This is a genomic window from Salipiger bermudensis, assembly GCF_017309175.1.
Taxonomy (GTDB): domain Bacteria; phylum Pseudomonadota; class Alphaproteobacteria; order Rhodobacterales; family Rhodobacteraceae; genus Salipiger; species Salipiger bermudensis.
Genome location: NZ_JAEKJV010000003.1, coordinates 373,782 through 386,593, shown reverse-complemented (window position 1 = coordinate 386,593; position 12,812 = coordinate 373,782). Strand labels below are relative to the sequence as shown.

The window sequence follows — 12,812 nt, the reverse complement described above, 5'->3', positions numbered from 1 at the left end:
CATCGTCGCGATCAACAAGGACGAAGAGGCGCCGATCTTCCAGGTCGCCGATTTCGGCCTCGTGGCGGACCTCTTCGAAGCGGTGCCGGCGCTGACCGAAAAGGTCTGAGCCCCGCGCCGGAGACAGCGAAAGGCCCGTCGGAAACGGCGGGCCTCTTTCGTTGCAGGGGCGTGGCGAAAGGCTTTGCCACGCCCTCGAGGCAGACGCGCCGGCCCCTCAGGCCCCGGCGCGCAGCCCGAGGATCAGGCCTTGTGCAGGATCACCGGCACGCTCTCCCAGGTGTCGTGAAGGTTGTCATGCGGGCGCTGTGGCGGGTTGTCCGGGTCAAGCTCGGCCCCGAGCTCATACATCGCCTTGAGCAGCCGCACCGCGGTGCCGTGGGTGCCGTGCTTGGCGTCGCCCTTGTTCATGATCCCGGTCACCAGGTTCTGGCCGATGCAGGAATGCTTGCCGATGCCGAAGGTCATGCCCCAGGCCTTCTTGCCCTTGGGCACTTCGCGATGGATGTTGAAATAGCGACCGTCCTCGCCGAAGGCCTCGACATTGGCCACCGGAGCATGGATCGCCACCATCTCGCCCGATGCAACCTTGCGGCCGGTGCTCAGCTCGACATCCTTGGTCGCCTTGCGGAAGCGCGCGGGCGTGGTCTGGTGCAGGCGGAAGGCCTCGGCGATGGCCCGGTGCAACCACTCCGGATCCGTGAGATTGGGACGGTCCTCCGGGTGTTCCTTGATCCACTCGTCGATATGCACGAAGGCATGCGGAAGCATGTGGCTGGTGGTCTTGATCGAGCCGGTGAGGAACTGCGCGCAGTGCCGCCAGACATAGGGGACGCGCTTGTCATCGTCCGGGCGCGACAGGTCTTCGGCAAGGCAAAGCGACATCAGCACGTCCCGCGGCAGGTCGGCGGCCTCGATCTCGCCCGCCTTGTGCTGCTTGGCCAGCGCGATGCGGCGGTCGAGCGAGGCCTGCATCCACTCATCGGCCAGCGCCTGCAGCGCGTCCTTGCCCTTCTGGATGATGGCGCCGGGATTGGTGGCCGAGGAATAGCTCGCCGTCGTGGCGGCGCTCACCGCCAGCACCATGTCGCGGAAGCGCTCGGTCGCTTCCTTGCTGTCAACGCCGTCGACGCCGGTCACCCGGGCCGAAATCCGCGTCAGCGCGGCGTGGATCAGCGGCACCACGTCGGCGCGCACCTTGCCGTCCTCGCCGCGGGTCGAGGTCATCTCGGCGATCGAGTCCTGGATCGCCGGCTCGACCAGCTGAAGCTCGTAATAGGCCACCGCCTGCCGCGACATCAGCGGCGCGAACAGGCGGGTCAGCTCGGAATGCTGCTCCCCCTCGGCCATGATCAGCGTGTCCTCGAGGAAGATGAAGCGCTCGTCGGCGCCGGCCATCACGAAGTCCTGCGACTTCATGATTTCCTCGATCTCGTCGTAGGTATCGATGCGTTGAAGCTTGTTCACGAAGTCCGGCACCGCCGGATCCATCACGGGCTGCATGGGCTTTCTCCTCCTTCGGGGTCGCGGCGGGCCCTGCCGGGCGGCGCGCGATCGGCTGATGATGGCGGCAGCGCAGGCCCCTCTCCCGCTCTGCCAACAGCAAAACGCTATCCCACCCCCCGTAAGCTGGAAACGGGGCCCGCCACCGCCATAGGCCGAAGCTTGGGCGGCCATCCACTTCTGCCTCCCTGTCGCCCGGGGCCGCTTGGTGTGATCATCGTGGCGACCCGTTTCAAACGCCATCGGAAGGACAAGAGATGAGCAAAGCCACCGTTTACGATGCGGTTCCCGTGTTCGGGCGCCTGCGCGACACCGTTCTCTACGACGACGTCTGGAACCAGCCCGAGCTGAACAAGCGCGACCGCAGCCTCGTGACCTGCGCGGTGCTCGCGGCGCTTGGCAAGAATGCCGAACTCGAGCATCACATGAAGCTCGCCGTCGAGAACGGCGTGGCGGTGGACGAGCTGCGCGGGCTGGTGGTGCAGGTCGCCTTCTACGCCGGCTGGCCCTGCGGCGTGAACGCCGCGAAATCCGGCATGGCGCTGTTCGAGGCAAACCCGCCAAAGGTCTGATGCCACCGCGCGCAGCCATGACTCTCCCGCAATGCCGCGTTGCAGCATCAAGGGTGGTTCGGGCGGGGTGGGTCTCCTAAATTGGGATCAAGCAACATTATGCACGATTCAGGAGACCCGAGATGGACCACGCAAAGAACGCCAAAGTCATCGCCGAAGCCCAAGCCTACCGCAGCGCCGTGATCCGCGACTTCTTCGCGAAGCTGTTCGGCGGCCAGGAACACGGTCACGCCGTCCACCACTAAGCCCGACGCCGCGGGATCATCTCCCGCTGCAAGCCGGCACGAAATCGCCCCACAGCCTGACCGGCTGCGGGGCGTTTCTCGTTTCGGGGCCTGTGTTTTCGAGCGGCGCAAACTGGGCGCGGGCGCCCGGCGCGCCGGCTCAGGCGCCGGCCAGCAGCAGCGCCGTCACCTCCGAGGCCGGGCGGTCGGGCTTCATCTCCTCGACCATCGCCCAGAGCCGGTCGGCCTGGTCCTTACCGATGAAGGCCACCGTCAGGTCGTCGAGCTTGGTCATGTGCTCTTCGGGCGTGAACGGCTTCTTGGGCGAGCCTTTCGATTGCTCTTCGAAGATGTGCTGGCTGGTGCCATCCTTGAAATGCACCGTCACGTCGGCAACGAAATACGGGTAGCTCGCGTCGAGCTCGGGGCTGATCTCGATCTTCACCTTCTCGAGCATGTCGCGCACTTCCGAGCCGGAACCGAGATCGATCTCGCCGTCGAGGATCGCCTTGTGCGCGGTGAACCCGTTGCCCTTGCCCAGCACCGACAGCGCCATCTGCGCCGGCAGTGAATACTGCACCTCCTCGATGTTTCGAGGGGTGTAGATGTTCACGTTGCGGGTGCCGACGATGCTGTTGACCATGGTCTGCACCTTGGCATCGATGCGCTCGATCTCCCCGGCACGGTCGCGCACATGCTCCATCGCCTCGATGTAGGAGAAGGTGCAGGCACAGCAGCAATAGGCCTTGTAGGACAGGCCCGGCATGAAGTTCGGCGTCTCTGGCAGGAAATCGGCAATGGCCTCATCGCCCACGGTCTTGTCGCAGAACATCTTGTAGAGGCCGCGGTTTCCGGTGAGGAAGTTGCGCGGCCCGGTGATACCGGCGCGGGCCAGCTCGGCGGATTCGATGCCGTTGCGCACGCAGATCCCTGCATGCACCCGCTTGATCGAGCCACCGCTCGAGGCGTATTCCGTCGGCCCCGACGCGTGGCTGAGCGCGATGGCGAGCGCATGGAAGGTCTCTTCCTCGTCGAGACCGTACATCTTGGCCGCCAGTGCCGCGATGCCGAAGCCACCCCAGATCGCGTGCGGCTGCCAGCCCTCGTTGAGCACCGCCGGCGAGCCCCATTTACCGATCCGCACATAGGTCTCGTAGCCGACCACGAGCGCGGTGATCACCGTCTTCAGATCGGCCCCCATCTCTTCGCCCATGGCGAAGGCGGCGGGCACCACGGCGCAGCCCGGATGGGCGTTGCCGAAGAAATCGTCATACTCGAAGCCGTGGCCATAGGTTGCGTTGAGATAGGCCGCATCGACCGCTGCCGCCTTGGTCTCGCCGTCGCCGACGATGGTGGCCTTGCCGGGGCGCGGATCGCGGAACGCCCGGGCCTTTTGCGACCAGGGCAGCTGCGAGGCCCCGATCTGGATCGCGAACTGGTCGCGCGTCAGCATCTTGAGCGCCGCAAGGGTCGCGTCGTCGATATCCTCGTAGCTGAAATTCACCACGAATTTCGCCACCGCCCGTTCCAGCGTCAGTGTGTCGCCGTCCATGAACCCCTCCCGTTCCTGTCTCTGTTCCGTGCGCGCACCCGCGCCTTGCTGCGTGCAGACTGGCACCGGCGGCGGCAATGTTCCATCATGTCCGGGCCGGTTTACCGGCTCTCCCGGTTTGATCCGACGGCACCCATAGGCAATGACTGGTGGTTCAGTTGGACCGGACCCACGTCAACCATAGACCTCTCGCATCCCCGCCTCGGGAAAGGCCGTGTCGAAGCGCGCGCAGTAGTGCGAAACGATCTCGCGCAGTTCCGTCTCGCCGGTCTCGCGCATCAGCGCCACCGGCGGCCTTCCAAAGCGCAGCGCGAGCCTCGCGCCGGTGTCGATGTCCTCGGGGCTGGCCACGTCCTCGGCCAGTTCCTCGAGCACCGGCAGGAACAGGGCCGCGCGCAAACGATCCGCGATCAGCCGCGCCAGCGCCGCATCGGGGGCCTCGGGCGCCTCGTCGATCTGCCAGGCGTCCCCCGCCTCCCCCACTGCGATGAGCCCCGCCGCCGGGGCATAGCTCGGCCCCAGCGCGCCGAGATTGCGCACGGCGTTGAGATTGATCCGGGGCTTGATGATGTTCATCACCGCAAAGGGCCCGATGGCGAGGTCGAACACCTCGCGGGCCACCATGTCGATCTGCCCGGGGCTGGCCAGCCCCTCGTCGGCGATGCGCACGGCCTCGTTGGTGTAGGGGCAGAAGAACCGGTTGACCGCGAAACCGTTGGCATCGCGGCAGGTCAGCGGCGTCTTGCCCATCGCGGCGACGTAGTCCAGCGCCAGCGCGAGACTGTCCTCAGACGTCGCCGCGCCGCGTACCACCTCGACCAGCGGGTTGATGTCGGCCGGGCTGAAGAAATGCAGCCCGAGGAACCGCCCGGGATCAGGCAGGCAGCCGGCCAGATCGCTCACCCGCAGCGCGCTGGTGTTGGTCGCGACAACCGCCTCGTCGCCGAGATGCGGCGCAAGCCGGGTCAGCAGCCCGGTCTTCACCTCGAGATCCTCGAACACCGCCTCGATCACAAGCGCCGCACCGGCCACCGCCTCCATGCTTGTCGAGAGGCTCAGCGCCGCCCGGCTGGCCTCGGCGCTCTCTGCGCTCATCCGGCCCTTCTCGACCATGCGCGCGAACGCCTTGCCGATCCGCGCCACGGCGGCGGCAAGCGCCGTTTCGGTGGTGTCGATCAGGGTCACCCGACAACCGCCCGCAAGCGCGCTGATGGCGATCCCACCCCCCATCGTACCGGCCCCGATGATGGCAACGGTCCTGCTCATGGCACATCCCTCCTTGTGACAGCGACAAACGCCCCTCGGCGAGGGCCGAAGGCTCAGAGCCTTCTTAGACACCTATGCCCGACTTTAGGACATCATGAGCCCCCGCCCCTCGACCCAGACTATGGTTCAGATAGGAAAACCCGGTGCGGTGCGCAAAATATCCCGTGTTCAGAGGCCGGTTCTGGCATCGTGACGTCACGCCTCACACTAGGTCGTCACTTGGATCTAGGAGACCATACATGAACGGTGTTAGAGGATAGGACCCTCACCCCTCAGAGAATCCGGGAGGCCCAATGCCATCGCACAACCTCAAGCAGGGCCCGGTCACGCTCTATGCGCAGCTCGCGAATATCCTGCGCGACCGCATCCATACCGGCGTCTGGCGGCAGGACGACCCGGTCCCGACGCTCGACGAGCTGACCGAGGAGTTCAGCCTCGCCCGGGTGACAGTGCGGCAAGCGATCCAGTTGCTGGTGCAGGAAGGCCTGCTGTCGAGCCATCGCGGCAAGCGCACCTACGTCACTTGGAAAGCCCCCGAGATGTCGGACCAGCCGATCTTTTCCTCGATCGGCTCGATTGACGACACGCCGGAAACCTACACCGTCGACCGGCTCGAGTATGACGAGTTCGACCAGTTGCCGCCGCGCCTGCTCGAGGAGGGGATCGACGCGGGCCCCTATGTGCGGATCCGCAAGCGCGATCTCTACAAGGGCATCCCCTATGCCTGTTCCGAGACCTATGTCCGCCTCGCCCTCTACCGGCAGTTTCCGCCGGGCGGCGAGACCGTGTCCAAGATCACCCGGCTGGTGCGCGACGCGACGCGGCCACGGCAGATCACCGGCTCCGAGCTGATCCGTGTCTCGATGCCGACCGAGGACGAAAGCCAGCAATTGCAATGTCTACGGACCGCGCCCGTGGCACGGATCAGCCGCGTTCTGCTGGATGCCGACAAGACTGTCGCGCTGTTCGGGAACTACACCTACCGCGAGCGGGAATTCTGCCTGACGCGCGACATCACCGGGCTCTTGCGGGAATGATCGCGGCAAGGCCGGTCTTGGTAATCCGCTAGTATCGTCTCGCATCCTTCTTCGGTCAACCGTCGCCCCTCAGATCCATCCGGCGCCTATGGCAGCCCAAGTCCCGCCGACCACGCCGCGCCATTGTGCAAGGCGATCGAAGCGCGCCAAGCTGCGGCAATCCCGCGACCCACGCGCCGGCCCGGCGATCCCGGAGGCGCGCCTTGTCCTGCCCGACCGGAGACCCCATGACCAAAGACATCGTGATCCTGAGCGCCGCCCGCACCGCCATCGGCACCTTTGGAGGCTCGCTTTCCGGCATCGCGCCCTGCGACCTTGCCACGACCATCGCGACCGAGGCGATTGCGCGCTCCAGCCTCGAGGGTGCCGCCATCGGCCAGACCGTGATGGGCAACGTGATCCACACCGAGCCGCGCGACATGTACCTGTCGCGGGTGGCGGCCATCGGTGCGGGCGTTCCCGAGACCAGCCCGGCCCTCACGCTCAACCGGCTCTGCGGCAGCGGGCTGCAGGCGGTGGTCTCGGCCAGCGAGGCGATCATGCTCGGCCATTGCGATGCCGCCCTCGCCGGAGGCGCCGAGAACATGAGCCGCGCCGGCCACCTGATGTCGGCCCGGTTCGGCGCACGGATGGGCGAGGTCACCGCGACCGACATGATGATCGGCGCGCTCACCGACCCGTTCGGCAACGGCCACATGGGCATCACCGCCGAAAACGTGGCCGAGCGCGACGGCGTCTCGCGCAGCGAACAGGACGCCACCGCCGCCGAGTCGCATCGCCGCGCGGCGCAGGCCCAGTCCGAAGGCCGGTTCGACGACCAGATCCTGCCGCTCGAGGTGCGTAAGGGCCGCAAGACCGAGCGCTTCGCCCGCGACGAGATGGTCCGGACCGATGCCAGCGCCGAGGATCTCGCCCGTCTCCGCCCCGCCTTCCGCAAGGACGGCTCGGTGACCGCCGGCAACGCCAGCGGCATCAACGACGGCGCCGCCGCGCTGGTGCTTTCGAGCGCCGCGCTTGCCGCGAAGAAGGGCCTCGCGCCGATGGCCCGCATCGTGGCCTCGGGGCTTGGCGGCGTGGCCCCGTCGCTCATGGGGCTCGGACCGGTCCCCGCGACCGAGCAGGCGCTTGGCCGGGCCGGCCTTTCGGTCGCAGATCTCGACGTGATCGAGAGCAACGAGGCCTTCGCGGCGCAGGCCTGCGCGGTCAGCAAGACGCTTGGTCTCGATCCCGCCAAGGTCAATCCGAACGGCGGCGCCATCGCCCTCGGCCATCCCATCGGTGCCTCCGGCGCGATCATCCTCACCAAGCTTCTCTACGAGCTTGCGCGCACCGGCGGTCGCTACGGCCTTGCCACGATGTGCATCGGCGGCGGGCAGGGGATCGCGCTGATCGTCGAGAACCTGCGGCGCTGAGCCGCCTCACCCTCGCGCATGTCGGGCCGGAGCGCCCCGGCCGCATCGCGCATAATCTAATCACACAGGAGCGCCGCTATGAAGAGCGCGCTGCCCGGCGCTAGAGGCACAGACCGCCGCGCACCAGAACCAGAGACAGCGCCTGCTCGGGCCGTTGCGTGCCCAGCCTGCGGCACGCGCGATCCAGCAGCAAGGAGACCTCGGACTGCGGGCGCAGAAGGCGGTCGGCGATCTGCTCGCTGTTGAGGCCCTGCCCCAGATAGCAGAGAACATCGCGCTCGGGATCGCTCAGGCGCGACCACGGCGCGTCGAAGGCGCGGTCCTCGGCATAGACGAGTCCGGGCGAGCGCATTGCCATGGAGAGGATCGCGGAGACGGCGGAGAACGCCCGCTCCGTGCCCCGGCCGAACAGCTCGGCGGGATGTGCGTCGCAGGCCAGCGCGAAGGTCTGCTCGCTCGCCTCCTCGATCCAGGTGTGGTTGAGGTAGTGCCGAAACCCGTGCTCGAGCAGCATCGCATATAGGTCACGGGCGCGAGGATCGGTCTCGGTCCGAAGCGCCGCAGCAACGTCGATCCTAGGCGCCACCCGCCCGGCAATCGCGCCCGCCTGGATGGGGTCGACCTCGTAGAGCCTGGCGTCACTGAAGGCCTCGAGAAACGAGGCATCCATGGAGCTTCGGACCCAGGCAACGTGGCGGCTGTCGCGCATCACCGCACCGCAGGTCAGGGCGCGGGCGCCGATCCTGTTGGCAACCCCGGCGGCAGCGTCCCAAGTCTGATCCGGCCCCTCCGCCTCGGTGAGCCGTGAGACCGTATCCATCAGCAGATCTGCGTATCGCGTCGTCATCCTCCCCTCCGCGAAAGCGCTTCGTGTCGGATATCTATGAGCCGGAATGCGCGCGCATGCCAGCCACGTCGCAGCGTCCGGTTCAGCCATTTTCGGAGTGTGATCGACGCGGGTCACCGCGCCCGGGCAGGCCCTTGGCCCACGCCGGTCCCGCCGAACCGATCTGCAACCGCGCGCATGCGGCTACGGGTCTTCGCCTGCCCCGGTCTTCTCCTGCAACTCCAGCGCCCGCCGCGCCCCAGCCCGAAAGGTGATCCGCCCTCAGCATCTCGCGCAGCAAGGCCCCCCTCCCGGCGAAGCAACGTGTCGGGAATGCGGGCGTGTTCTTCGACCGCGCGGCAGACACCGTGACGGTCGACGGAGAGCTCGCCGACGTGCCCGAGTTCGCCGGCCTTGGACGGCTGGGCGACGGCGACGGCGTCGAGATCGGCGCGCGCGGTGCCCGACCTGTGCGAGATGACGCTGGCGGCCAACGCCTGCGCCATGCTGCCAGACCGTCCCGACCTGCACTGCCCCATCGCCCGCATCGACGAGGTCGCGACGATCCTGTGCGAGACCTCCGAGGGCGGCATCCTGTCCCGCGCCGGGGTGCTCAAGGCCGGGGCCAAGGTGGCAATGATGACCCGCGGCTTGTCGCCCAAGCGCCTGACGGACGCGCAGGTCTCTGCGCTGATCACCAAGTTCGACCTGGACTGGTAGGGCTGGCGGACGGTGCTGCGGCGCCTGCACGACCCGCGGGCCGGCCCCGGCTCGCGTCCGGGCAGGGTAGGAAGCCGCAGCCGTTTCCACCCGGGCATGGCTCCAGCCAGTGATGGTGCCGCGCAAGCGCTGTCAGGCCGCCGGCGCCATCACGTCGTGCACGGCCCGCACCAGCCACGGGATATCCTTCGGCCCAAGACGCGCCACGTTGACCCGACCACCCTTCACCACGTGAATGCCGTGTTCGCGGGTCAGCGCCGCCTCCTGAGTGTCGGTCAGCGGCAGCAGCGAGAACATCCCCGACTGCCGCCCGAGATAGGCGAGCTCGTCGCAGCCGAAGCCCTCCTGCTCGGTCCGCACCAGCGCAGCACGCACCTGCGCCACGCGCGCACGCATCTGGTCCAGCTCGCGGAGCCAGAGCGCCTTCAGCTCCGGGTCCTGCAGGATCGTGCGCACCACCGATGGCCCGTGATCCGGGGCATGGGAGGCACCCGAGCGGACGATGGCCGTCACCGCTCGGTGCACTCGTGCCCGGTCGCCGCTGCGGGTCTTCACGAAGAGCGCCCCGGCGCGGTCGCGGTAGATGCCGAAGGTCTTCGACAGTGTGATGCAGAAGATGCACTCGTCGAAGCGCTCGACGATGCGGCGGGCCATGGCGCAATCGGCCTCGAAGCCGCCGGCAAAGCCGAGATAGGCCAGATCGAGCCACGGCACGAGGCCGCGCGCCTCGAGCGTGTCGAGCAGCGCCTCGACCTGTTCGGGCGTCATGTCGGCACCGGTCGGGTTGTGGCACACGCCCTGCATCAGGAAAACATCCCCGGGCCGGGCCGCCTGAAGGCCGTCGAGCATCTGCTCGAAGGTGATCTCGCGCCGGAGCGGATCGTAGTAGGGCACGTCGGCAAAGCGCGCCCCGGCGGCGCTGAGGATCGGAACGTAGTTGCCGTAGGTCGGGCGCTGCATCCAGACCGTGGGCCTGGCCGGCATCTGTGCCAGCAGATCCGACATCACCCGCAGCGCCACCGCACCGCCTGCGGTCTGCGCCGCGACCCAGCCCTCGTCAAACCGCGGGCCCATCAGCGCGTGGCCCAGCACGGCGCAGTACTCGGCATCGCCTGTCAGCGCGAGATAGGACTTGCTGGCCTGCGTCTCGACCAGCTGCCGCTCCGCCTGCTTGACCGCCTGCATCACCGGGGTCTGGCCGGCGGCGTCCTGATAGATCCCCACCGTCAGGTTGAGCTTGTCGCTGCGCGGATCCTGCGCAAAGTACTCGGCCCCGATCATGATGGGGTCGACGGGGTAGTCCCCGACCGTCTCGAACATCTCTCACTCTCCTCCCGACGGCCCTTGCCGGCCGCCCTCTTCCCTGCCGGGGTCGCATCCCCGCGCGCAGACATCGCATTTGACAGCTGCCCTGCAAAGGCAGGTGGCCTGCCTCAGAACCGGGTGATCACCGTGGCGCCGACCGACCGGAAGCTGTCCATCGCCATCAGCGCCGCCGGCGCCTCGGCGAGGCTGATACGCTCGCCAACCAGCCGTGCCGGATCGAGCTTGCCGCTGGCAACCATGTCGAGCATCGCACCGTAGCGATGCGCCTGCATCCCGTGCGAACCCAGCAGCTCGATCTCCTGCCCGACGATCTTGGGCATCGGCACCTGCGGCGCCGCGTGCTCTCCCAGCATCAGCCCGACCTGCACGTGCTTGCCACGCGGCCGCAGGCACAGGATCGAGTTGGTCATGGTGACCGGATGACCGAGCGCATCGAGCGAGACATGCGCGCCGCCCCGGGTGATCTCGCGGATCGCGCCAGGCACATCTGCTTCGTGCCCATCGATTGCCGCGACTGCGCCGATCTCCTTCGCCAGCGCGAGCTTCACCGGATCGAGATCGACGCCGATCACGTTGGCACCGGCGGCGGCGGCGATCATCACCGCCGAAAGGCCGACGCCGCCGCAGCCATGCACGGCGACCCACTGCCCGGCCCGCACCTTGCCCTGATCGATCACCGCCCGGAACGAGGTGGCAAAGCGGCATCCGAGGCTCGCCGCTGTGTCGAAGCCCATGCCCTCGGGCAGCGCCACGAGGTTGAGATCGGCCTGATGGATCGGAACGTATTCCGCAAACGACCCCCAATGGGTAAAGCCGGGCTGTTCCTGATGCAGGCAGACCTGCTGCTGACCGGCATGGCACTCTGAACAGCTGCCGCAGCCGCAGATGAACGGCACCGTGACCTTGTCGCCGATCTTCCAGTTGCGGACATCCTTGCCCACCGCCGCGACCTCGCCGGCCAGCTCGTGCCCTGGCACGTGCGGCAGCTCGATGTCGCTGTCATGCCCCATCCAGCCATGCCAGTCGCTGCGGCAGACGCCGGTTGCCGCGACCTTCAGGACGACGCCGTGCGCATCCGGTACGGGATCCGGCACGGTGACCAGCGTGGGCGCTTCTTGGAATGTCTCGAACAGGACGGCTTTCATGGCAGGGTCTTTCCGTTTCGGCTTTGAGCGTAGGAGATCATAACCACGGGTATGGAAATAGCTCTGCCAATCTTCTTGAGATCCGGCTATTTCGAGAAAGAGTCTTCCCCCGAAGCCCGCAATTCGAGAGCTTTCTGCCCATGCCCGAGATCGACGCCGCGAGCGCCCGCATCCTCACCCTGCTGCAGGAGGATGGGCGGATGACCAATGCCCGCCTCGCCGACACGCTCGGGATGAGCGAGACCCCGTGCTGGCGGCGGCTCAAGCGGCTCGAGGAAAGCGGCGTCATCGAAGGCTACCAAGCCAACCTGAATCGGCGGAAGCTGGGGCTCGGCGTCATGGCCTTCGTGCAGCTGCGCTGCTCCGAGCACGATCAGGCGGCCACCGCCGAGTTTCAGCGCCTCGTCGAGACCACGCCGAACATCCTAGCCTGCCACAACACCACCGGTGCCGACGATTTCCTGCTGATCGTGGTCGCCCGAGATCTCGACGATTACAGCGGCTTCGTTGATGGCACGTTGCGGCGGCTGCCGGGGGTCACGAGCATTCGCTCGAACCTGTCGCTGAAGGAGATGAAGGCTTCGAGCAAGCTGCCGGTGTTGCCTCCCTCATGAAAGCGCGGGCCGTAGCGTTCGCTTTGCATCCGCCGCCAAGCCCCGCCATAGCTGCGCCATCCCGCGGGCGAAGGCCCGACGCCTGCAAGGAGAAGCCCGGATGACCATCCGTCCCGACCGCCCTTTGGGGGTCATACCGCCGCAAACTCTCGCCAGCCACTCGGGGCTCGACCTGTTTGCCAAGATGATCGCCGGAGATCTGCCCTCCCCGCCGGTCTGTGCGGTGTCGAACCAGTGGATCACCGCCGTGGAGAAAGGCCGTGTCACCTGGACCTGCTCGCCGCCACCGAACTTCATCAACCCGATGGGTGGCGTGCATGGCGGCTGGGCGATGACAGTGCTCGACAGCACATTGGCCTGCGCGGTGCATTCCGGGCTGCCGGCGGGCCGCGGCTATACCACCGTCGAGGTCAAGACCAACCTCACCCGAGCGCCGAAGGTGGGCGAGACCTATACCTGTGTGGGCGAGCTCATCACCCTCGGCCGCAGCATCGGCACCTCCGAGGCCAAGCTGATCGACGCCGAGGGCCGCGTGGTCGCCTTCGGCACCACCACCTGCCTTATCATGGAGCTGCCGGGGTGACGCGCAGCCCCGCTCGCGCCCGGATCCTGCAA

13 protein-coding genes and 1 pseudogene are annotated in these 12,812 nt (G+C 67.3%); 8 read left to right on the top strand and 6 right to left on the bottom strand.

Annotated features, from left to right (window positions below):
- Window positions 1–109: pseudogene (locus JF542_RS06530) on the top strand (electron transfer flavoprotein subunit alpha/FixB family protein); the annotation flags it as partial.
- A gap of 134 nt (window positions 110–243) precedes the next feature.
- Here the strand turns inward: JF542_RS06530 and JF542_RS06525 are convergent.
- Complete coding sequence (locus tag JF542_RS06525) at window positions 244–1,503, bottom strand: cytochrome P450 (protein WP_207075191.1); 1,260 nt, start codon at window positions 1,501–1,503, stop codon at window positions 244–246.
- 257 nt (window positions 1,504–1,760) lie between these two features.
- Between JF542_RS06525 and JF542_RS06520 the strand changes: the two genes are divergently transcribed.
- Complete coding sequence (locus tag JF542_RS06520) at window positions 1,761–2,075, top strand: carboxymuconolactone decarboxylase family protein (RefSeq protein WP_207075190.1); 315 nt, start codon at window positions 1,761–1,763, stop codon at window positions 2,073–2,075.
- 122 nt (window positions 2,076–2,197) lie between these two features.
- A complete protein-coding gene (locus JF542_RS24515; protein WP_277988577.1) occupies window positions 2,198–2,320 on the top strand; it encodes a hypothetical protein in 123 nt (40 codons plus the stop codon).
- Window positions 2,321–2,459: 139 nt separating this feature from the next.
- Here JF542_RS24515 and JF542_RS06515 read toward each other — a convergent pair whose 3' ends face one another.
- Together JF542_RS06515 and JF542_RS06510 are read right to left on the bottom strand one after the other, a co-directional pair.
- Window positions 2,460–3,851 carry an MmgE/PrpD family protein gene (locus tag JF542_RS06515; protein WP_207075189.1) on the bottom strand — a complete coding sequence of 464 codons (1,392 nt, stop codon included), beginning with the start codon at window positions 3,849–3,851 and terminating at the stop codon, window positions 2,460–2,462.
- A 174-nt stretch (window positions 3,852–4,025) separates the two neighbouring features.
- Entirely contained in the window at window positions 4,026–5,117 is a 1,092-nt protein-coding gene (locus JF542_RS06510; RefSeq protein WP_207075188.1) for a 3-hydroxyacyl-CoA dehydrogenase family protein, read from the bottom strand.
- A gap of 293 nt (window positions 5,118–5,410) precedes the next feature.
- On the opposite strand from JF542_RS06510, the gene JF542_RS06505 reads away from it, so the two are divergent.
- A complete protein-coding gene (locus JF542_RS06505) occupies window positions 5,411–6,154 on the top strand; it encodes a GntR family transcriptional regulator (RefSeq protein WP_207075187.1) in 744 nt (247 codons plus the stop codon).
- A 227-nt stretch (window positions 6,155–6,381) separates the two neighbouring features.
- Window positions 6,382–7,566 (top strand): beta-ketothiolase BktB, encoded by a 1,185-nt coding sequence (gene bktB, locus JF542_RS06500; RefSeq protein WP_207075186.1) that lies wholly within the window; start codon window positions 6,382–6,384, stop codon window positions 7,564–7,566.
- A 100-nt stretch (window positions 7,567–7,666) separates the two neighbouring features.
- Here the strand turns inward: bktB and JF542_RS06495 are convergent, their stop codons facing one another.
- Window positions 7,667–8,413, bottom strand: a complete 747-nt coding sequence (locus JF542_RS06495) for a helix-turn-helix transcriptional regulator (RefSeq protein ID WP_050768477.1) — start codon at window positions 8,411–8,413, stop codon at window positions 7,667–7,669.
- 438 nt (window positions 8,414–8,851) lie between these two features.
- On the opposite strand from JF542_RS06495, the gene JF542_RS06490 reads away from it, so the two are divergent.
- Window positions 8,852–9,112: a hypothetical protein gene (locus tag JF542_RS06490; protein WP_207075185.1), complete on the top strand. Its 261-nt coding sequence runs from the start codon at window positions 8,852–8,854 to the stop codon at window positions 9,110–9,112.
- A 132-nt stretch (window positions 9,113–9,244) separates the two neighbouring features.
- Here the strand turns inward: JF542_RS06490 and JF542_RS06485 are convergent, their stop codons facing one another.
- Together JF542_RS06485 and JF542_RS06480 are read right to left on the bottom strand one after the other, a co-directional pair.
- Window positions 9,245–10,432, bottom strand: a complete 1,188-nt coding sequence (locus tag JF542_RS06485; RefSeq protein ID WP_207075184.1) for an aromatic amino acid transaminase — start codon at window positions 10,430–10,432, stop codon at window positions 9,245–9,247.
- A gap of 113 nt (window positions 10,433–10,545) precedes the next feature.
- Entirely contained in the window at window positions 10,546–11,583 is a 1,038-nt protein-coding gene (locus JF542_RS06480; protein WP_207075183.1) for a zinc-dependent alcohol dehydrogenase family protein, read from the bottom strand.
- Between the two features lie 140 nt (window positions 11,584–11,723).
- Here JF542_RS06480 and JF542_RS06475 point away from each other — a divergent pair, with 140 nt between their 5' ends.
- Entirely contained in the window at window positions 11,724–12,197 is a 474-nt protein-coding gene (locus JF542_RS06475; RefSeq protein WP_207075182.1) for an Lrp/AsnC family transcriptional regulator, read from the top strand.
- A 100-nt stretch (window positions 12,198–12,297) separates the two neighbouring features.
- Window positions 12,298–12,780 (top strand): PaaI family thioesterase, encoded by a 483-nt coding sequence (locus tag JF542_RS06470; protein WP_040545706.1) that lies wholly within the window; start codon window positions 12,298–12,300, stop codon window positions 12,778–12,780.
- Window positions 12,781–12,812: the final 32 nt, after the last annotated feature.